Source organism: Rubellimicrobium thermophilum DSM 16684, from assembly GCF_000442315.1.
Taxonomy (GTDB): domain Bacteria; phylum Pseudomonadota; class Alphaproteobacteria; order Rhodobacterales; family Rhodobacteraceae; genus Rubellimicrobium; species Rubellimicrobium thermophilum.
The window spans coordinates 176,007-195,361 of sequence record NZ_KE557318.1 but is presented as its reverse complement, the minus strand read 5'-3'; the positions used below and the strand labels follow the sequence as shown (position 1 = coordinate 195,361).

Annotated in this window: 13 protein-coding genes and 6 pseudogenes; 7 read left to right on the top strand and 12 right to left on the bottom strand. The window is 65.6% G+C overall.

Annotated elements, in window-relative coordinates; all coding sequences use genetic code 11:
* Window positions 1–415: pseudogene (locus RUTHE_RS00920) on the bottom strand (IS3 family transposase); the annotation flags it as partial.
* A 26-nt stretch (window positions 416–441) separates the two neighbouring features.
* Window positions 442–1,517, bottom strand: a protein-coding gene (locus RUTHE_RS15765) for an IS630 family transposase (RefSeq protein WP_144079603.1) whose coding sequence is annotated in 2 segments (ribosomal slippage) — window positions 442–1,041 and window positions 1,044–1,517 — 1,074 coding nt in all. Because the reading frame shifts where the segments join, the coding sequence is not laid out codon by codon here.
* A 147-nt stretch (window positions 1,518–1,664) separates the two neighbouring features.
* Here RUTHE_RS15765 and RUTHE_RS15760 point away from each other — a divergent pair.
* A pseudogene (locus tag RUTHE_RS15760) lies at window positions 1,665–2,421 on the top strand (IS5 family transposase).
* A gap of 21 nt (window positions 2,422–2,442) precedes the next feature.
* Here the strand turns inward: RUTHE_RS15760 and RUTHE_RS00900 are convergent.
* Together RUTHE_RS00900 and RUTHE_RS15755 are read right to left on the bottom strand one after the other, a co-directional pair.
* A pseudogene (locus RUTHE_RS00900) lies at window positions 2,443–2,712 on the bottom strand (transposase); the annotation flags it as partial.
* Between the two features lie 88 nt (window positions 2,713–2,800).
* A pseudogene (locus RUTHE_RS15755) lies at window positions 2,801–2,926 on the bottom strand (integrase core domain-containing protein); the annotation flags it as partial.
* Window positions 2,927–3,022: 96 nt separating this feature from the next.
* On the opposite strand from RUTHE_RS15755, the pseudogene RUTHE_RS00895 reads away from it, so the two are divergent.
* Window positions 3,023–4,300 (top strand): annotated as a pseudogene (locus tag RUTHE_RS00895) (IS256 family transposase).
* 32 nt (window positions 4,301–4,332) lie between these two features.
* A pseudogene (locus tag RUTHE_RS00890) lies at window positions 4,333–4,863 on the top strand (integrase core domain-containing protein); the annotation flags it as partial.
* 549 nt (window positions 4,864–5,412) lie between these two features.
* Here the strand turns inward: RUTHE_RS00890 and RUTHE_RS00880 are convergent.
* The 8 genes from RUTHE_RS00880 to RUTHE_RS00850 all read right to left on the bottom strand — a co-directional run bounded on the left by RUTHE_RS00880 (window position 5,413) and on the right by RUTHE_RS00850 (window position 13,847).
* Window positions 5,413–7,053, bottom strand: coding sequence for a glycerol-3-phosphate dehydrogenase/oxidase (locus RUTHE_RS00880; RefSeq protein ID WP_021096333.1), 1,641 nt, complete (start codon window positions 7,051–7,053; stop codon window positions 5,413–5,415).
* Window positions 7,050–8,555, bottom strand: coding sequence for an FGGY-family carbohydrate kinase (locus tag RUTHE_RS00875; RefSeq protein ID WP_021096332.1), 1,506 nt, complete (start codon window positions 8,553–8,555; stop codon window positions 7,050–7,052). Before RUTHE_RS00875 ends, RUTHE_RS00880 begins: the two co-directional genes overlap by 4 nt.
* Window positions 8,548–9,411: a DeoR/GlpR family DNA-binding transcription regulator gene (locus RUTHE_RS00870; RefSeq protein ID WP_211217710.1), complete on the bottom strand. Its 864-nt coding sequence runs from the start codon at window positions 9,409–9,411 to the stop codon at window positions 8,548–8,550. The genes RUTHE_RS00875 and RUTHE_RS00870 overlap by 8 nt, the downstream gene beginning before the upstream one ends.
* 134 nt (window positions 9,412–9,545) lie before the next feature.
* Entirely contained in the window at window positions 9,546–10,493 is a 948-nt protein-coding gene (locus RUTHE_RS00865; protein WP_021096330.1) for a D-ribose ABC transporter substrate-binding protein, read from the bottom strand.
* A gap of 94 nt (window positions 10,494–10,587) precedes the next feature.
* The gene (locus RUTHE_RS00860; protein WP_021096329.1) at window positions 10,588–11,628 is read right to left on the bottom strand and encodes an ABC transporter permease; all 1,041 of its coding nucleotides are present in this window, start codon (window positions 11,626–11,628) and stop codon (window positions 10,588–10,590) included.
* Between the two features lie 19 nt (window positions 11,629–11,647).
* Window positions 11,648–11,797 carry a hypothetical protein gene (locus RUTHE_RS17245; protein ID WP_245542169.1) on the bottom strand — a complete coding sequence of 50 codons (150 nt, stop codon included), beginning with the start codon at window positions 11,795–11,797 and terminating at the stop codon, window positions 11,648–11,650.
* Window positions 11,773–13,155: a sugar ABC transporter ATP-binding protein gene (locus RUTHE_RS00855; protein ID WP_245542168.1), complete on the bottom strand. Its 1,383-nt coding sequence runs from the start codon at window positions 13,153–13,155 to the stop codon at window positions 11,773–11,775. Before RUTHE_RS00855 ends, RUTHE_RS17245 begins: the two co-directional genes overlap by 25 nt.
* Before the next feature lie 35 nt (window positions 13,156–13,190).
* The gene (locus RUTHE_RS00850; protein WP_021096327.1) at window positions 13,191–13,847 is read right to left on the bottom strand and encodes a DUF2291 family protein; all 657 of its coding nucleotides are present in this window, start codon (window positions 13,845–13,847) and stop codon (window positions 13,191–13,193) included.
* A gap of 497 nt (window positions 13,848–14,344) precedes the next feature.
* On the opposite strand from RUTHE_RS00850, the gene RUTHE_RS00845 reads away from it, so the two are divergent.
* The 4 genes from RUTHE_RS00845 to RUTHE_RS00830 are packed head-to-tail and all read left to right on the top strand — an operon-like array spanning window position 14,345 to window position 19,320.
* On the top strand, window positions 14,345–15,922 hold the full coding sequence (locus tag RUTHE_RS00845; RefSeq protein WP_021096326.1) for an FGGY-family carbohydrate kinase: 1,578 nt from the start codon (window positions 14,345–14,347) through the stop codon (window positions 15,920–15,922).
* A complete protein-coding gene (locus RUTHE_RS00840; RefSeq protein WP_021096325.1) occupies window positions 15,915–17,426 on the top strand; it encodes a glycerol-3-phosphate dehydrogenase in 1,512 nt (503 codons plus the stop codon). The genes RUTHE_RS00845 and RUTHE_RS00840 overlap by 8 nt, the downstream gene beginning before the upstream one ends.
* Window position 17,427: 1 nt before the next feature.
* On the top strand, window positions 17,428–18,360 hold the full coding sequence (locus RUTHE_RS00835) for a sugar phosphate isomerase/epimerase family protein (protein WP_021096324.1): 933 nt from the start codon (window positions 17,428–17,430) through the stop codon (window positions 18,358–18,360).
* Window positions 18,361–18,369: 9 nt separating this feature from the next.
* Entirely contained in the window at window positions 18,370–19,320 is a 951-nt protein-coding gene (locus RUTHE_RS00830; RefSeq protein WP_021096323.1) for a sugar-binding transcriptional regulator, read from the top strand.
* Window positions 19,321–19,355: the final 35 nt, after the last annotated feature.

The window sequence follows — 19,355 nt, the reverse complement described above, 5'->3', positions numbered from 1 at the left end:
GCCGCCCTCTCAAGCCGTCATCACCCAGCTTCCCGCATAGCTCGGACCAGACATGGTTCGGACGCTCCGGCCTGAGGCGGACACAGGACCCGTCGTTGAGCCAGAGCCTTCCCTTCTTGGATTGCTTTGCGGGCACCTTCAGCCCCTCCCGCCGCCAGATCTGCTCGACGCGTTTGACGTTCACCGCCCAGCCAGCCTCCCGGAGAAGGGCCGTGATCCGGCGGTAGCCGTAGCGCCCATACTGCGAGGCGAGCGCGACGATGTCCGCGGTCAGCGCCTCCTCGTCAGACCGGCCCCGCGGCACCTTCCGCTGCGTTGAGCGATGCTGCCCGAAAATGCGGCAGGCGAGCCGTTCCGAGACCTGGAACTTGCGCCTCACGTGTTCGATGCAGCGGCGACGGCGGGCGGGGCTTAGGCTCAGGACCTGTAATACCAACGGCCCTATGCATCGACCTTTGCCCAGGCTCGGGTGGTGACGGAGCGCACCACTTCCGGCTGGGCCAAGAAGCGGTTCCAGGCCTGGCAGCAGGCCTCGACGATGGCGGAGTAGTCCTGCCAGACCTGGAGGCTGAGCCAGTTCTGGCGGAGATACTGCCAGACATTCTCGACCGGGTTGAGCTCAGGGCTGTGGGATGGCAGCGGGAGCAAGGTGATGTTGTCCGGCACGACCAAGGCGGCTGAGGCGTGCCAGCCCGCCCCGTCGAGCACGAGCACGGCGTGCGCGCCGGGGGCGACCGCGGCGCTGATCTCGGCCAGATGCGCGCTCATGGCCTGGGTGTCGGCATAGGGCATGACCAAGCCCGCGCCGACACCGCGCTCGGGGCAGACCGCGCCGAAGAGGTAGGCCCAGGCGTAGCGGCAATCCCGAGGCGCCCGGGGGCGTGTGCCGCGCCTGGCCCAGATCCGGGTGAGCGTGCCCTGCTGGCCCACGCGCGCCTCATCCGCGAACCACACCTCGATCGCTCTGTTGCGGGCGTGCTCGGGCAACGCCTCATGCGCCAACGCGGCGAAGCTTTTTTTCCCCACTCCGCCTGCGCGGCCGGGTCGCTCTTGGGGTGCTTGGGCCGGACCGACAGCCGGGCAAAGCCCAGCCGATGAAGGAGCTTGCCCACCGTGCGCTCGTGGAACTCCACGCCCCAGCGCGCGGCGATGACCCGGCGCAGGTCCACGCGCCGCCAGCGCACCACCTGATCCACCGTCAAGTCGGGGCCCCTCTCAACGATCTGAGCCAACTCGGCCATCTGCTCCGGCGAGAGCCGGCACGACGGCCCGGGCGGCACGCGGTCCGACAGACCCGGCAGACCTTCCGCGTTGTAGCGGATCACCCAGTCCCGGAGGGTCTGCCGGTCCATGCCGCAGCTCTCGGCCGCCTCCCGGCGGCTTCTGCCCTCCAGCACCAGCGCAAGTGCTAGCATCCGTCGCGCGGCATCGGCCTCCCGGCTGCGTGCCGCCGCACGCCGAAGCTCCGTCGCGGACAGCTCGGCGCGCGTGATCTCCACTGGTCGACCCGTCGGCATCGCCACCTCCCTCCATGCCTCCGCACAGAGTGAATCACCGCCGACAGCGCCCGCAAAGCCCAGAGTCACAGCCCGAGACCGTTGGTATAACCGCGCTGGCCTTTCAGCGGCTTAGCTGATTCATGCGGTCCGACTTTGGAGGGCGGCATGACGGGACAGTTCTGGTTGACGGGTGAGCAGGTTGAGCGGCTGAAGCCCTACTTTCCCAAGGCTCGAGGCAAGCCAGGGTTGATGAGCGGCGGGTGCTGAGCGGGATCTTGTTCGTCCTGCGCAATGGCCTGCGCTGGCAGGACGCCCCAACGGTCTACGGGCCGCACAAGACGCTCTACAACCGCTTTGTGCGCTGGTCGCGGCTGGGGGTGTTCGCGCGCATCTTCCGTCACTTGGCCAAGCCCGGGGCAGACGGGGACACGATCATGATGGACAGCACACACCTCAAGGCGCACCGCACAGCGGTAAGCCTCAGAAAAGGGGGCTCCGCCCGAGGGCAATTGGGCGCACGAAGGGCGGCTTGAACTCCAAGCTCCACATGGTCAGCGATGGACGAGGTCGGCCTCTGACCTTCTTTCTCTCCCCGGGGCAGATGAGCGACGCCAAGGGCGCCCTGGTGCTGCTGGCCGAGATGCCACCCGCCAAGCGCCTGCTGGGCGACAAGGGCTACGACGCCGATTGGCTGCGCGACGAACTGAAGGCGCGAGGCGTTCGGGCCTGCATTCCCGCCCGCAGTGGACGAAACCACCCCGCCAGCCACAACCGCCGGCTCTACAAGAAGCGCTGTCGGATCGAGAATGCCTTCGCACGCCTCAAGGACTGGCGCGGGATCGCCATGCGCTACACCCGCTGCGGCGACCTGTTCCTCTCCGCCATCGCCCTCGCGGCCACCGTCATCTTCTGGCTGAAGTAGTGAGTCCTGAGCCTAGAAGTTTCCCCGAGCAGCCTCGGCCAGAATGAGCTTTTCGAGCGTCAGGTCCGACACGGCCTTCCGCAGACGCTCGTTCTCCTTCTCAAGCTCCTTCAGACGCTTCACCTGGTCGGTCTTCAGGCCGCCGAACTCCTTGCGCCACCGGTAGTACGTGAACGGCGTCACGCCGATCGAGCGCACCGCCTCGGCCACCGACTGGCCCTGCGACACCAACACATCCACCTGCCGGAGCTTGGCTACGATCTCCTCCGGCTTGTGCTTCTTCTGGGGCATTCCTTCGTCCTCCATCCGGCCCGAAAGCCTACTTCAGGGAGGACCACTTTTCAGGGGGCAGACCACGCAGCCGATCGTCCGTTGCGGTGAGTTTGGCGGCGTAGGCCGCTGGCGTGAGATAGCCGAGCGCCGAGTGCGGCCGACGCTGGTTGTAGTTGGCGACCCATCTGGCGATGACGGACTGGGCATGATCGAGGTTATAGAAGATCGTCTCGAGCTATGCGGGAAGCTGGGTGATGACGGCTTGAGAGGGCGGCGTATCGTGGCGGGTGTCCAGCCTGCCAGAACCTCCCGAAGGAGCGATACGCCTGTGAAGACCGATACCACCGTTCATCCGTTTCGACAGCCCGACGAGACCGACGATCCACTGACAGCCGTGCTGCGCGACGGCGCCCGTCGGCTGCTGGCCGAGGCCATCGAGGCGGAAGCCGAGGCGTTCCTGGCCGCGATGCGGGAGGAGCGTCTCTCTGACGGCCGTGCCCGCCTCGTCCGGCACGGCCACGGCCCGGAGCGGACGATCCAGACCGGGATCGGCCCGGTGCCGGTCCGGCGGGCGAAGATCCGCGATCGCGCTGATGGCGCGTCTGAAGGAGTTGGCGAGCGCATCACCTTCACCTCGGCCATTCTGCCCCGGTGGGCGCGCCGCACCAGGAGCCTCGATGCCCTGCTGCCGGTTCTTTATCTTCGTGGCATCTCCACCGGTGACTTTCAGGAGGCCTTGGCGGCGCTGCTGGGCCGGGAGGCGCCGAACCTCTCGCCCTCGGTGATCGGCCGGCTGAAGGAGGACTGGCAGGCCGAGTACGACCGCTGGCAGCGCCGCGACCTCTCGGCGCGCCGCTACGTCTACATCTGGGCGGACGGGGTCTACCTCCAGGCGCGCATGGAGGATGATGCCGCCTGCATGCTGGTGATCATCGGCGCCACGCCCGAAGGCCGGAAGGAGCTCGTCGGCTTCCAGGTGGGCGTGCGCGAGAGCGCCCAGAGCTGGCGCGAGCTGCTCGTCGACCTGAAGGCCCGTGGCCTGTCCGCTGCCCCGGAGATCGCCGTCGGCGACGGTGCCATGGGGTTCTGGAAGGCGCTCGAGGAGATCTTCCCGACGACGCGCCATCAGCGCTGCTAGCAGCACAAGCTCGTCAACATCCTCAACAAGGCCCCCAAGTCCGTGCAGCCAAACATGAAGGCCGACCTGCGCGAGGTCCGCGACGCGCCGGATCGGACGACCGCGGAAGGCGCCATCACGGTCTTCGCCGAGAAGTACGGGGCCAAGTACCCCAAGGCGGTGGACTGCCTGACCAGGGATCACGACGCCCTCCTGGCCTTCTTCGACTTCCCGGCCGAGCACTGGGATCACCTGCGCACGTCGAACCCGATCGAGAGCGTCTTCGCGACCGTCCGGCACCGAACAGTGCGCACCAAGGGCGCCCTGTCGCAGACGACCGCCCGGCTCATGGTCTTCAAGCTCGTCATGGCCGCCGCGAAAACCTGGCGGCGGCTGAAAGGTGAAACCGTCTTGCCGCTGGTCATCGCCGGCGTCACATTCATCAACGGCGTCGCTCCCACCGCGACAGCCGATCAACGCGCCGCCTGACCAGACGCGTCACCCAATTCCGGCCATAGCTCGTCTGGTCCTACGACTTCGTCGAAAGCCGGACCCACGACGGAAGGAAGTTCCGCATGCTCAACCTCCTCGATGAGTTCACCCGGGAGTGCCTGGCCATCCGGGTCAATCGCAAGCTCAACTCGGCCGACGTCATCGACGTGCTGGCAGACCAGTTCATCCTCCGGGGCGTGCCCAGCCACATCCGGTCCGACAACGGCCCCGAGTCCATCGCCACAGCGGTGCGGGAGTGGATCGCCGCCGTGGGGGCGAAAACCGCCTTCATCGAGCCTGGCAGCCCTTGGGAGAACGGCTACTGCGAGAGCTTCAACTCCAAGCTCCGCGACGAGCTCTTGGACGGCGAGATCTTCTACAGCCTGCGCGAGGCCGAGATCATCATCGAAAGCTGGCGGCGGCACTACAACACCAAGCGCCCGCACTCAGCTCTGGGCTACCGACCTCCTGCTCCCGAGGTCGTCCAGTGGCCGGCTTCGCCCTCCAGAGCCGCTTCGCCGGCCACCCCAGCCGTAGCGACCAAGCCCGTCATGCATTAAGACTGAACCCGGACCACCCAATGGGGGCAGGCCAGCTCAACCGGCGCAGCTGCGCCAATCTCAGCCAACGACTCTGGCGTCAGATGGATGACAAGCCGGGGTCACAGCACAAGCCGGGGTCACAGCAATGGCTATGCCTTAGCGGACAGCTCATGACGGCGCATGACAGCCTCCCCTTTGAGGAGGTTGAACAGACTACGGCCCGTTCGGGAATCCCGTTTATGACGACAGACCCTGATCAACGGGCTCGACGGTATCGGTCATGTCAGCGCCGATGCGGCCCGCGACTCCGGCGCCTTGCGCAAAAAAGATCGAGGCTGAATCCGACGCAGAGGCACATATCGAGGCCAACTGTCCAGACCAACCCGCCCCGCCCATCAAGCCGCTTTCGCCCCAGACATCTACGCCGAACATCACAAAGTCGAGAACCCCTTCAACGATCAAGCGCTTCCGAAGGACCGCCCGCGCTGCAAAAACCCTCACCAGCCTCACGGGCTTCGTCTTCCCCATTCCCAACCCTGGATACAAACAGAGCCGAGGGGACGACGCTCAGTACAGGACAACACGATACCGCGCGGCCAGAAGTGCGCGGGTGGACTCGATCTCGGTTGTCACATGATCCGGCCCCCAGCCCAGCTCTGTCCCCGCGATTTCGGCGATTCGGCGCAGGTCGGCAAGCGACAGGCTTCCGGTCAGCGCCAGCGGTGTCCGGCGCAACACGATGTCAGCCAGATGCACGACGCGGTCGTGCCGCGCGATCCAGACGATTTCGCCCGGCGACCAGGCGTCGCCCTCGGCCGGTCCGCCATGCTTGGCTTCGGCCAGGGCGACGGCCTCGGCCCGGGTGCCATAGCGATCCAGAAGCGCCAGCCAGCGCGCGGCGGGAATGCTGCCGGCGCGGGCGGCCGCCCAGGCCGTGGGGTCGGCCGGAAAGTTCCTACCGCCCCCGATCGGCAAGGCACGGGTCGAGACGATGCGCTTGCGGCCAAGGCGGTCCAGAACCGCATCTGCGACCTCTTCGGCAAAGCCGCGGAAGGTCGTCCATTTGCCCCCGACCAGCGAGATGACCGGCCAGCGCCGCGCGCCTGCCGGCTCGGCCACCGGGGCGGAATGGTCGCGGCTGATCAGACCGGCCGCGGTGCCATCGGACCGCGGCAGGGGACGAATGCCGGAATAGACCGACACGATCTGCCTGCGGTCGAAGTCCAGCCCCGGAAGCAGATTGCGCAGACTTTCCAGGAAATAATCGATTTCGTCATCCTCGCAGCGCAAGTCGTCCGGGTCCGAAGCGCGGATGTCGGTCGAACCCACCAGCGCCCGGCCGAGGTAATCATAGACCAGGCAGATGCGGCCGTCGTCGGCCTCGAAATAGATCATCCGCCCGTCCAGCGCGCGGATTAGCGCGGGATGGTCCAGCAGGATGTGCGAACCCTTGGTGCCGCCGATCAGCCGGGTTTCCAGCCCAAGCTGGCGGTTCACCGCGTCGATCCATGGTCCGGCCGCGTTGATCACGATCCGGGGGCGGAAGGACAGCGCCCTGCCGTCCGGCCCGGTCACGTCGATCCGGTCGCCGTCGGTCCCCGCAAGGGTGGCATAGTTCATCGCAACTGAGGCAGGATGTGCCGCCAGCCCGTCCTGCACCAGTTCCAGAACCAGCCGTTCGGGGTGGGTGACGAAAGCGTCGTGATAGGTGCCGGCCGCGACGATGCGCGGGGTCAGCGGCGGGATTTCCGCCAGCGCCCTTTGCCGGGACCACAGCCGGTGGCGCGGCATGATCCGGGCGCGCCGGCCATAAAGGTCATAGAGCAGCAGCCCGATCTGGATCAGCACCGCCCCCCGCGCGCGCGGCGCAGTGGTCGAGCCGAACAGGGTGCGGATCGCCGCGGGGATGCCCCGCAACCAGGAAAAGATCGGGATGACGGTGGGCAGCGGTTTCACATAATGCGGCGCGTTGCGCAGCAGCAGGTTCCGCTCTAGCGTCGATTGCGCGACCAGCCGGAGCTCGCCGGTTTCCAGATACTTGATGCCGCCATGGATCAGCCGCGATGGCGCGGCCGAGGTGCCCGATCCGAAATCGCCCTTGTCGATGATCGCGCAGGTGATGCCCTGTTCGCAAAGGTCGCGGAAAAGTCCCGCCCCGTTGATCCCGGCACCAAGGATCAGCACATCGATGTCGCGCGGATCGCTCATGCCGGCGCCTCGATCCGGGGCCAGAACGGGGCAAGGGCGGCGGCCAGGTCGCAATGCAGGCGGTAGCGATCCTGCAATGCGGCGCTGCGGGCGGGGTCCGGGGCGTAAGTCACCAACCCCAGCTCGCGCGGGTCGGCGGTCGGGTCGGCAAAGAGCCCAACACCCGCCCCGGCGCAAAGCGCCGCGCCCCAGGCTGCGGCTTCGTCGGTGTCGGTCACTGTCACCGGCAGACCAAGCGCATCGGCAAAGACCTGTGCGTAAAGCGGGCTGCGCGAGATGCCCCCGGTCAGCCGCGCCTGGGACGGAGCGAAACCTTCGCGCAGGGCGTCGATATGGACCCGGTGGTTGAAGGCGATGCCCTCGATCACGGCGCGGATCAGGTCGCCCCGGTCGTGCCAGCCGTGCAGGCCCAGGAACCCGCCGCTGGCCTGCGGCCCATGCGGCGAGCCGTAGAGATAGGGATGGAACAGCACCGTCGAGGGCCGGTTCAACGCCGCGCGCACCTCGGGTTCCACCGCAGCATGGATCGACCGGCCCCCGGCCTCGGCCGTCGCGCGGTCCGCGCCGGTCAGCGTGTCGAGGAACCAGTCGTAATTGGCCGCCGAAGCAGGCGAGATCGCCATATTGTTCCATTCGCCGGGGCGCAGCCCGTTGCGGCAGAACCAGCGCGGATCGGTCCGGGGCCGGTCCGAGACGGTTTCATTGATCGAATAGGTGCCGGCAACGATGGCCACACAACCCAGACGGTGCCCGCCGATGCCAAGGGCCGAGGCGGTCACGTCATGCAGCCCCGCGACCACCGGCGTTCCCGCGACCAGTCCCGTCATGGCAGCGGCCTGTTCTGTCACCGCGCCCACGACCTGATCGGGGCGGGCCACGGGCGGCAGGGCCGGGGCGAGGGCGCCAAGACCGTAAAGCTCGAGGATCGCGGGCGCATAGCTTTGCGAAGTCACTTCGGTAAAGGCGGTGCTGGCCTCGGTCAGGTCTGTGCCGATGGTCCCGGTCAGGCAAAATCGTAGCCAGTCCTTGCAGGCAAGCACATGCCCGATGCGGGCAAAGCGGTCTGGTTCGTGGTCGCGGATCCAGGCCAGCAGCGCCGAAGGAGCCGAGGCATGGGGCCGCTGCCCGGTCAGAGACAGCGCGGCATCGGCGGTGCCGTCGGCCTGCCAGCGGGCGACCGCGTCCACCGCGCGGCTGTCCAGCGACAGGATGCCGGGGCACAGCGGCTGTGCTGTGCGATCCAGAAGATAAAGGCCATCGCCATGCGCCGTGGCGGCCACAGCGGCGATTCCGGGCTGTCCGGCGGCATCCAGCGCCGCGCGGACCGCCTTGGCTGTGGCCTGCCACAAAGCAGCCATGTCACGCTCGACATGACGGGCGCGCGGAACTGACTGGGCAATGCGGCGGCGCGCGGTAGCCAAGACCCGCCCCCCGGCATCGAAAACGACCGCCTTGGTCATTGTCAGACCACTGTCGATGCCGAGGAGACAGGTGTCAACCATTTCCGTCCTCAGGCAGGCGGGGCGCGATCTCGACATTCACCCCCCGGTCGTGGAGCGCCGCCACGGTGCGGGGCGGCGTCGCGTCGTCCACAATCACCACATCGAATTCCTCCAACGCGCACATTGCGTAAAGCGCCCGGCGCTCGAACTTGGTGTGATCGGCCAGAAGAACCCGTTTCGCGGCGCAGTCGAACATCGCGCGCTTGGTGTCGACCATCTCAGGACTTTGATGGAAGGCGAGGCCATCGGTAATCGCCGACAGCGACAAAAAGGCCACATCAGCGCGCAGGCGGCGAATTTCCATTGTGGTGATGTGGCCCAAGAAGGCGTTGCACCAGTTGTAGAACTGCCCGCCCAGTCCCAGAAGCGTGATGTCGCGCACTTCGTGTAGCGCGTCCATCATTGGCAGCGCATAGGTGATCGCGGTCAAGGGCACCTTGGACGACAGGTATGGTGCCATTTGCAGGACGGTGGTCGAGCAGTCGAGGAAGATCGCCTGACCCGGTTCGACATGCGCCAGCGCCGCTTTGGCGAGCGCTCGTTTTTCGGCGGATTGCCGCAAAGAACGGTAGACATACGATGCCTCGATCAGGCTAGTCGGCGCCGCTGAGACCAACCCCCGCGACTTTCGCAGCAGCCCGCGGCTGGCCAGGTCGTCAAGATCACGGTGTGCCGTCATCAGACTGATGCCGAAACGCTCGGCCAGGTCCTCGATCCGCATGGTCCCTTCGGCCATCACCGCCTCGGCGATCATCTGCCGGCGGGTGATCTGGCGGGCATGGCGGCTGTCGGCGGGCACCAGCCCCATCCCTTGTGGGTCCCACACCCGATTTTCGCTGTTGTTCGTTTTGGTCACGTCTGTTGCTGCCCGAAACGGAACGCAATTTTGGCTGAACAGGCAATAAAAGCCACTCTCTCACAAGAGAAATCTGCGGCAGCCCGAAGGCTGCCGCATCAGGTTAAGAGAAGGCGCCTCTCCCCGGGAGCTGTCTATTCCGACAGCGTGAAGGGGGCGATGTACTTGTCCACGTTCTCCGGGGTGATCAGCACGCAGTCGAACAGCTGCTTCTCGGTCGCGGCCCCGGTCGAGCCGGTCCTGATGAAATTATCGGCCTGACGCACTGCTTCGGCTGCGAACACTGCGACGGGCTGCAGTACAGTATAGGCCATTTCGCCGTTTCTCACCGCCTCGACCGCATCAGGCGAACCGTCGAAACCGCCGACGACCACCTGATCCAGCCGGCCCGCTTCCTTCAGCGCCGCGATCGCGCCGAGCGCCATTTCGTCGTTGCCCGAGATCACGCCCGTGATGTCGGGATTCGCCTGCAACAGCGATTGCATCTTCTGATATCCTTGGGTGCGGTCCCAGTTGGCGACTTCCTGCCCGACCTTGACCAAGTCGGGATACTGGCTGATCACCGTCTCGTAGCCGTTTGAGCGCGTGGCAGCATTGTTGTCGGCCGGGTTGCCAAACAGCTCGACGTAAGTGCCTGTACCGCCCATGATCTCGACCCATTTCTCGGCGCCGAGCGCGGCACCTTGGGCGTTGTTCGATACGAGCTGCGCTTTGGCCAGGCCTTCCTGGTTGATCTCGGCGTTGACGAGAAACACCGGGATGCCTGCATCAACGGCCTTCTTCACCGCGCCGATGGATCCGTCGGCGTTCGCAGGGTCCAGGATGATGGCCACCGAGTTGTTGATGATCGCGGTATCGATCAGCCGCGATTCCACATTGGTATCGCCATTGTGGGCTGAGACGTTGGCGGTATAGCCCAGGCTCTCGGCTGTGGCCTTGGCGACCTCGCCCTCGGTGAACCAGTAAGGGTTGGCCGGATCGTTCACGATGATCGAGATCAACCCCTCGGCCGAGGCGGCAAAGGCCATCAGTGGCGTTGCGGCGATAGCGCCCATCAGCGCGCGGCGAGTCAGTTTCAGCATGGTCTCACTCCCTTGGATTGCAGTTTTCGCGTTGAGATGTCAGGCCTTCCTGGCGGTCCGGCAGGACGCCGTCCCGGACAAAGAGTCTCGGATTTCAGGTTTTACGCGCAACCTTGCTATACTGGATCGAGTTCATCAGCACGGCCAGCACGATCACGGCACCAGTAAAAACGGTCTGCCAGTAGGAGGAGACCCCGATGATCACGAGCCCGTCCGACAGGAAGCCGATCACGAAAGCGCCCAGCATCGTGCCGCGCACAGTTCCACGCCCGCCGGTCAGCGCGGCGCCGCCAATCACTACCGCCGCGATAGCGGTCAATTCGTAGGTGGTCCCTGCCGTTGGCCCAGCTGAAGTCAACTGCGACGCCAGAACCAGACCAGCCACCGCAGCCAGCATTCCCGACAAGGTATAGACGGTGATCTTGACCCGCTTGACCGGCACGCCCGACAGCTCGGCCGCGCGCTCGTTGCCGCCCGAGGCGTAAAGCCAGCGCCCGAACGAGGATCGCGACAACATCAGACCGGCCAGCAGCGCCACAGCGAACAAGACCAGCACCGAAATCGGGATGCCAGCCAGCCGGTTGAAGCCGATCCATTCAAAGCCGGTGTTGCCAAGTTCCGGCTTGCCGGAAAGGTTGTTATAGGTCAGTCCGTTGGTCTGCAGAAGCGCGATGCCCCGAGCGACATACATCACCCCCAGCGTGGCCACGAAAGCTGGCACCTTGAACCAAGCGATCAGCACCCCGTTCACCGCGCCGACCAGTCCGCCGATGGCGATGGTGACGACGACCACGGCCCAGACCGGCAGGTAAAGGATGACCCCCAGAGCCTGGAGCTCGATCCCCTGCATCATTGCCCCCGCCATGACGCCGCACAGTGCCAAAACTGAGCCTACCGACAGATCGATCCCGCCGTTCAGGATCACCAGCAACATCCCGATGGCGAGAATGCCGTAGATCGCCACATGACTGGCCATAATCAGGAAGTTCGACACCGTGAAATAGTTGGGCGACAGGTAGGAAAATACCGCAACGATCGAGATCAGTGCAAAAAAGGCACGACCTTCCAGCAGCAGGCGAACAAGACTGAATTCGCCGCGCTTGATGTAGTTTTGGGAAATGCTGGTCTCTGACACGGCTTTTTTTCCCTTGCGCCTAGGCCGCCACGGATTCGCCCGAGGCCGCCATGATCATTTCCTTGGTGACGTTTGCGTCGAATTCGGCCGAAATCCGGCCCTTGTGCATGACGATGATGCGGTGGGCGACCGACAGGCACTCGCCTACCTCGGATGTGGAATAGACCACGGCCAGCCCCTGCCGGGCACCTTCGGCCAGCAGGCGGAACACTTCGGCCTTGGCGCCGATGTCGATGCCGCGGCTGGGTTCGTCCAGCAATATGACCTTGGGGCGGTGGCCAGCATCTTGCCGATCACCACCTTCTGCTGGTTGCCGCCCGAAAGCGAACCGATCATCGCACCCCCGCCGTCGGTCTTGACCGTGACCTCGCGGATCATGCGATCGATCAGCGCGGCTTCGGCCTTGCGGTCGGTGAAAAGCCCCCGGGTGAAACTGGCGATCGAGGCCAGCGACAGGTTCTGGCCCACGCTCATCGTCTGCACCAACCCGTCGCGCTGCCGATCCTCGGGCACCAGGGCCAGGCCGCGCGCGATGCGTTCGGCAATGCTCAGGTGCGAAATCTCGTGCCCTTCCAGCACCACCTCGCCGCTGTCCTGCCGCAGCCGACCGGCCACGGTTTCCAGAAGCTCGGTCCGTCCGGCGCCCATCAGCCCGTAGATGCAGACGATCTCTCCGGCGCGCACATCCAGCGACAGCCGGTCGACCACGTTGTAATCGGCGCCCTTGGGGTCGGGCACGGTGAGGTTGCGCACCGACAGCGCCACTGGGCCCGGCTGAACCTCGGGAGGGTTACCGAGGTCGTAATTGTCGCCCACCATGTTACGCACGATCCAGTTCAGGTCGATCTCGGACCGTGGCGCGTAGGCGGTCATCATGCCGTCGCGAAGCACCACCGCGTGGTCGGTGATCTGCAACGCCTCTTCCAGGTGATGACTTATGTAGACGATGGCAACCCCCTTCGCCGTTAGGTCACGGATCACCTTGAAGAGCACCTCGACCTCGGTAGCCGACAGGGCGCTGGTCGGCTCGTCCATGATCAGGATCCGACTTTCTACCGACAGGGCTCGGGCGATCTCGACGATCTGCTGCTGGCCAAGGCGCAAGTCCTCGACCGGGGTCAGGGGGTCGATGTCCTCTTCCAGCTCTTCCATCAGCTTGCGGGTTAACTGCTCTTCAGCGGCGAAATCGACGCCCATCGGCCCCTTGATCTCACGCCCCATGAAGATGTTGTCGCGCACCGACAGGTTCGGGGCGAGGCTCAATTCCTGGTGGATGATCGAGATGCCGCGATTGCGGGCATCGGTTGCGCTCTGGAAAATAACCGACTCGCCGTCCAGGATGATCTCTCCGCTCGACGGCTGAATAACCCCTGAAAGGATCTTCATCAGCGTCGACTTGCCCGCGCCATTCTCGCCGAACAGCGTTGTGACCTGACCGCGGCGGATGTCGAAGTTCACGCCTTTCAAGGCATGTACCGCGCCGTAGGATTTGGCGACGTTCCGAGCGGCAAGGACTACCTCGCGCATGCCCGGACTGGAGAAGGGAATGTCGCTGCTGCCAGTCATTTCACCACCATCGAGACTGGAGTGATCAACCAGTTCTCCGGGTTCACCAAGCGGAAGGCGCCGACGACCTCGACCGTCTTTCCCGACAGGCTCGCGGTGTCGATCCCGTCCAGAACCGCCCTCTTCATCGCTCGATTGATGCCCGCGCCCGCATCTTGGTATTCAATTTGGTTCCTGAAGTCGCCGAAATCGATGTCGCCGGGCGCGTCTCGCAGGTCGGTACCATTGATCGCTGGACCGGTCTGGACCCGGACCCTGATCTCGGCCGGCATCCCCTCGACGGCAAGGTCGTAGTTACCGGCCTTTGCCTCGCCCATCACGCCGGTCAATCGCACCATGATGATCGACCCCGTGGACGAGGCCGTGCCGTATTTCGCCCCCGCCGCCGCCTTGTCGACCAGCACCTCGGGCGCGATCGCCACGCCGTCCACCGCCCGTTCGGTGATGAAGGCTTGGATGCGGGGGAATTCGGCCTCGCCGAAGGCATCGGGCGAGAACGCCTGCAACCGCACATCGGCGTCCGATCCGATGCGAACCACCGTCGTGTCGGCAGCGATGGCAGCGACTACGGCCAAGACGGCCGCCACCAACAGATAGAGCTTCCTACGCGAGGCGCCCTGAGCCTTTATGGAGGAAGATGCGGCATTGATCATGGCGGTCATGCCCCTCGGGACGAAAACACTGGAACGGGGCGCTGCTCTGCGCGGAAACGAACCGAAGTCCCACCACAGGCCGTCATGACTATCCCCCCCCGAAGCCAAGCGCCGATCTCCTCTTGCGGCACTCAACCCCTTCTATGTGATAAATCTAACTTAGTTATCACGTCAAGCCCCCATTTTTTGCCACATGCATCATTGCCAGCAATCCTGCGCCATGCGGTCGGCGCGCGTCAGCCGCGAATCGCCGGAGCCCTGTCCTTGTCTGCATAGAAATCGGAGCGATAACGCATAAGTATTTGTAATAATTTTTATTATTGATCTTGCTGGCCAGATGCCCTCACGGCGCGCGCTGACTGCGAGCGCCCCCCCCAAAGCCGATACCGCGAGACCGGCGAGCGAGAAGTTTTTCTATGTCTGCAAAAAAAATCTCCCTTTGTGTGATCTTAGTGATATAAAGCGGCGCACTCGGCTGACGGGCAGAGGGAGGAAAGATGGCAGGCTGGGACGTGATCCTCGGGATCGACGCCGGAACATCGGTGATCAAGGCGGTAGCCTTCGATCTGGCGGGTGCGCAGCTTGCCATCTCGGCGGTTCCGAACCGCTACACCACCCGCGACGATGGCGGCGTCACCCAGCCGCTGGCGCAGACATGGGATGACTGCGTCGCGGCGATTCGGGGCCTGCACGACAGGCTTCCAGACCTTGCTTCCCGCACCGCCGCGCTGTCGGTCACGGCGCAGGGCGACGGCACCTGGCTGGTCGGCGCCGGCAATGAGCCGGTGGGGGATGCCTGGCTCTGGCTTGATGCCCGTGCCGCGCCGACGGTGCGCGACCTTGCCGCAAGTCCGCAGAACCGCGCCCGGTTCGAGGCGACGGGCACCGGGCTCAACACCTGCCAGCAGGGCAGCCAGATGGCGCATATGGACCGCCACCACCCCGAACTTTTGGACCGGGCCGAGGTGGCGCTGCATTGCAAGGATTGGCTTTATCTGAAGCTGACCGGCATCCGCGCCACCGACCCGTCCGAAGCCAGCTTCACCTTCGGCAATTTCCGCAACCGGCAGTATGACGATGCGGTGATCGCCGCGCTTGGCCTGACCCACCGCCGCGCGCTTCTGCCCGAAATCGTGGACGGGACCAGCGTCACCCATCCGCTGACGCCCGAGGCTGCCGCCCTGACAGGTCTGCGCGCGGGGACGCCGGTCAGCCTGGGATTCGTGGACATGGTGATGACCGCGCTTGGGGCGGGGGTATATGGCGGGGCGGGCGACGTGGCCTGTTCCACGGTCGGATCCACCGGCGTTCACATGCGGGCGGTGCCGTGGCAGCAGGTGCATCTGAATGCCGAAGGCACCGGCTATGTCATCTGCCTGCCCATTCCCGGCATCGTGACCCAGGTCCAGACCAATATGGCAGCCACCCTGAACCTCGACTGGGTTCTGTCGCTGGCCTCCGATGTGCTGCGCGACTTTGGGCAAGAGGCGACGACGCGCGATCTGGTTGCCCGCATCGACGGCTGGCTTGCCGCCGCGCGCCCCGGTCAGACCGGCTATCTGCCCTATATCTCCGAGGCGGGCGAACGTGGCCCCTTCGTCGATGCCGACGCCCGCGCCGGTTTCTTCGGCCTGTCGATGACCACCCGCTATGCCGACCTGGTCCGCGCCGTGGTCGAGGGGCTGGGGATGGCGATGCGCGACTGCTATACCGCGATGGGCCCGCTGCCGGCCGAGCTGCGCCTGACCGGGGGCGCCGCCCGCTCGCCCGTGCTGCGGGGCATCCTTGGTGCGGCGATCCGGGCGCAGGTCCGCACCTCGGCCCGGGACGAGGCCGGGGCGGCGGGGGCGGCGATGATGGCCGCCGTCGCCATCGGCGCCTATCCCGACATGGATGCCTGCATCGCCCAATGGGTCACGCCGCTTCTGGGCGCGGCCGAACCCCGGACCCGCAACTGGCCGCGACCTATGACCGGCTCTTTCCCGCTTTTCACGCCGCCCGCCGCGCCAGCTCCCCTGTCTGGGAGGCCATGGCCCGTGCCCGCGCGACCCCGACAGGAGACTGACGATGACTGACAGCGAAATGATCGACCTTTTCGTGATCGGCGGCGGGATCAACGGCGCCGGCATGGCGCGGGATGCGGCGGGGCGCGGCCTCAAGGTCGTGCTATGCGAAAAGGACGACCTGGCCGAGGGCACCTCGTCCCGGTCCGGCAAGCTGGTGCATGGCGGGCTGCGCTATCTGGAATATTACGAATTCCGTCTGGTCCGCGAGGCGCTGATCGAGCGCGAGGTGCTGCTGAATGTCGCCCCCCACATCATCTGGCCGATGCGCTTTGTCCTGCCGCACTCGCCCCAGGACCGGCCCGCCTGGCTGGTGCGGCTGGGCCTGTTTCTCTATGACCACCTCGGCGGGCGCAAGCGGCTTCCCGGCACCCGCACGCTGAATCTGCGTCGCGATCCCGAAGGCGCGCCGATCCTGGACCAGTTCACCCGCGGCTTTGAATATTCCGACTGCTGGGTCGATGACGCCCGGCTGGTGGTGCTGAACGCCATGGGCGCGGCAGAGAAGGGCGCGCTGGTCCTGACCCGCAGCCCCGCCGTATCCGCCCGGCGCGAAGGCGGCGCCTGGACCGTCGTCACCCGCAACAGCCTGACCGGCGAGGAGCGCAGCTTCCGCGCCCGCTGCATCGCCAACTGCGCCGGACCCTGGGTTTCCGACGTGATCAGGCGCGTCGCGGGCTCGAAGTCCACCCGCAACGTGCGGCTGGTCAAGGGCAGCCACATCATCGTGCCGAAATGGTGGACGGGCTCGAACGCCTATCTGGTGCAGAACACCGACAGGCGGGTGATCTTTATCAACCCCTACGAGGGCGACAAAGCGCTGATTGGCACTACCGACATCGCCTATGAGGGCCGGGCCGAAGATGTGACGGTCGACGAATCCGAAATCGACTATCTGCTCAAGGCAGTGAACCGCTATTTCAAGGAAAAGCTGCGCCGATCGGACGTGCTGCACAGTTTTTCCGGCGTGCGGCCGCTTTTTGATGACGGCAAGGGGAACCCCTCCGCCGTCACGCGGGACTATGTCTTCGACCTCGACGAAACCGACGGCGTGCCGCTCCTGAATGTCTTCGGCGGCAAGATCACTACCTACCGCGAGTTGGCCGAACGCGGGCTGCACCGCCTGCGCCATATCTTCCCGCAGATGGGGCCCGACTGGACGGCGACGGCCCCCCTGCCGGGAGGCGAGATCGCCAATGCCGATTATGAAACCTTCGCCAATGACCTGCGCGAAGCCTATCCCTGGATGCCGCGCGAGCTGGTCCATCACTATGGGCGCCTTTACGGCGCGAGGACAAAGGACGTGATCGGCGCCGCGACCTCGCTTGCCGGGCTGGGCCGGCATTTCGGCGCCAATCTCTACGAGGCCGAGGCGCGCTATCTGGTGGCCAGGGAATGGGCGCTGACGGCCGAGGATATCCTGTGGCGCCGCACCAAGCACCGGCTGCATCTGACCGAGGCGCAACAGGCGGCCTTTGCCGACTGGTTCGCCGCCGATCTGGCGAAGGCGGCGTAAGATGGCCCTGACCCTGTCACTGAACACCAACCCGCTGGTCAACCGCTTTGCCGAGCCAGACGACCTGATCGACACCGTCGCGCGCGACCTGCGCATCCGTGACCTGCAACTGACGCATGAATTCATCAACCCGTCCTGGCCCGCCCCGGTGATCCGCCGGCTGACCCGCCAGATGGGCGCGGCGCTGCGCCGGACGGGGGTGCGCGTCACCTCGGGCATGACCGGACCCTATGGGCGGCTGAACCACTTCGGCCACCCGGACCGCGACGTGCGGCGGTATTATGTGGACTGGTTCAAGACCTTCGCCGACATCATCGCCGAACTTGGCGGGCAGTCGGTCGGCACCCAATTCGCCATCTTCACCTACAAGGATTTCGACGACCCCGTGCGCCGCGAGGCGCTGATACAGACGGCCATCGACTGCTGGGCCGAGGTCGCCGAACATGCCAAGGCGGCGGGCCTGTCCTATGTCTTTTGGGAACCGATGAGCGTGGGCCGCGAATTCGGCGAGACCATCGCCGCCTGCATGGCCCTGCAGGACCGGCTGACCGCTGCCAATATGGCTGTGCCGATGTGGATGATGGCCGATATCGACCATGGCGACGTGACCAGCCCCAATCCTGACGACACCGATCCCTATGCCTGGGCGCGGGCGGTGCCGAGGGTTTCCCCCATCATCCACATCAAGCAATCGATGATGGACAAGTCCGGCCACCGGCCCTTTACCGCCGCCTTCAACGCCAAGGGAAGCATCCAGCCCGAACCATTGCTGCGCGCCTTTGCCGAAGGTGGCGCGGTCGACAATGAAATCTGCCTGGAACTGTCCTTCAAGGAACGCGAGCCGAACGACCGCCAGGTCATTGCGCAGATCGCCGAAAGCGTGGCCTTCTGGGCGCCGCATATCGACAGCGGGGTTCAAGACCTGCACATCTGAAGAACCGCAATGCCCAGCCCCATCGAGACCGACCCCGAAATCAGCCTGGCCGTCCGCGCGGCCTGGCTGCATTTCGTCGGCGGACTGACGCAGGCGGCGGTGGCGAAACGGCTGGGCCTGCCCTCGGTCAAGGCGCACCGGCTGATCGCGCGGGCGGTCGATGCGGGACTGGTCAAGGTCTCCGTCGATGGGCCGATGGTCGAATGCGTGATACTTGAGGACGCGCTTTGCCGCCGTTTCGGCCTGGATCAGGCCGTCGTGGCGCCCGACCTCGGGGAAGAGGGCCTGCCGCTGCGCGCCCTTGGCGTGGCCGGCGCGAATTTCCTGCGGCGCGAGATCGAGCATGGCGGCCATGGCACGATCGGTCTTGGCCATGGCCGGACGCTGGCGGCCGCCATCGACGCCATGCCGCGCTTCAACGCCGGGTCGGTGCGCTTCGTCTCGCTTCTTGGTGGCCTTACCCGGCACTATGCCGCCAACCCGCATGACGTCATGCACAGCCTGGCTGCCAAGACCGGCGCACAGGCCTTCGTGCTGCCGGTGCCTTTCTTTGCCAATTCCGCCGAGGACCGCATGGTGCTGCTGGCCCAGCCCGGCGTGCAGGAAATCTTCGACATGTCGCGCAGCGCCGCGTTGAAGGTCGTCGGCATCGGCACCGCAGACGAAAGCGCGCAGCTGGTATCTTCTGGCATGATCCTGCCCGCCGAGATCGCCGAAATCACCCGTGCCGGCGGGGTGGGCGAGATGCTGGGCAATTTCTTCGATGCGCGCGGTCGGGTGCTGGTGACGGCGCTGAGCGCGCGGCTTCTGGCGGTCGGCCCGGATAGTTCGCGCAGTGCGCGCACGGTCGCCATCGCCGGAGGCAAGGGCAAGGTCGCCGCCATTCGCGCCGTCCTGGAAAGCGCGTGGCTGACCGGCCTTATCACCGACGAGGCGACGGCCCGCGCCCTTCTGGCCTGATCGGAACTGTCCCCGTCCCCCCCTTCGGGCTTGCC

Coding starts and splice junctions, on each gene's coding strand:
- RUTHE_RS00880 (WP_021096333.1), bottom strand. CDS start 7,053: ATGAGCGATCCGCGCGACATCGATGTGCTGATCCTTGGTGCCGGGATC.
- RUTHE_RS00875 (WP_021096332.1), bottom strand. CDS start 8,555: ATGGTTGACACCTGTCTCCTCGGCATCGACAGTGGTCTGACAATGACC.
- RUTHE_RS00865 (WP_021096330.1), bottom strand. CDS start 10,493: ATGCTGAAACTGACTCGCCGCGCGCTGATGGGCGCTATCGCCGCAACG.
- RUTHE_RS00855 (WP_245542168.1), bottom strand. CDS start 13,155: ATGCGCGAGGTAGTCCTTGCCGCTCGGAACGTCGCCAAATCCTACGGC.
- RUTHE_RS00850 (WP_021096327.1), bottom strand. CDS start 13,847: ATGATCAATGCCGCATCTTCCTCCATAAAGGCTCAGGGCGCCTCGCGT.
- RUTHE_RS00845 (WP_021096326.1), top strand. CDS start 14,345: ATGGCAGGCTGGGACGTGATCCTCGGGATCGACGCCGGAACATCGGTG.
- RUTHE_RS00840 (WP_021096325.1), top strand. CDS start 15,915: ATGACTGACAGCGAAATGATCGACCTTTTCGTGATCGGCGGCGGGATC.
- RUTHE_RS00835 (WP_021096324.1), top strand. CDS start 17,428: ATGGCCCTGACCCTGTCACTGAACACCAACCCGCTGGTCAACCGCTTT.
- RUTHE_RS00830 (WP_021096323.1), top strand. CDS start 18,370: ATGCCCAGCCCCATCGAGACCGACCCCGAAATCAGCCTGGCCGTCCGC.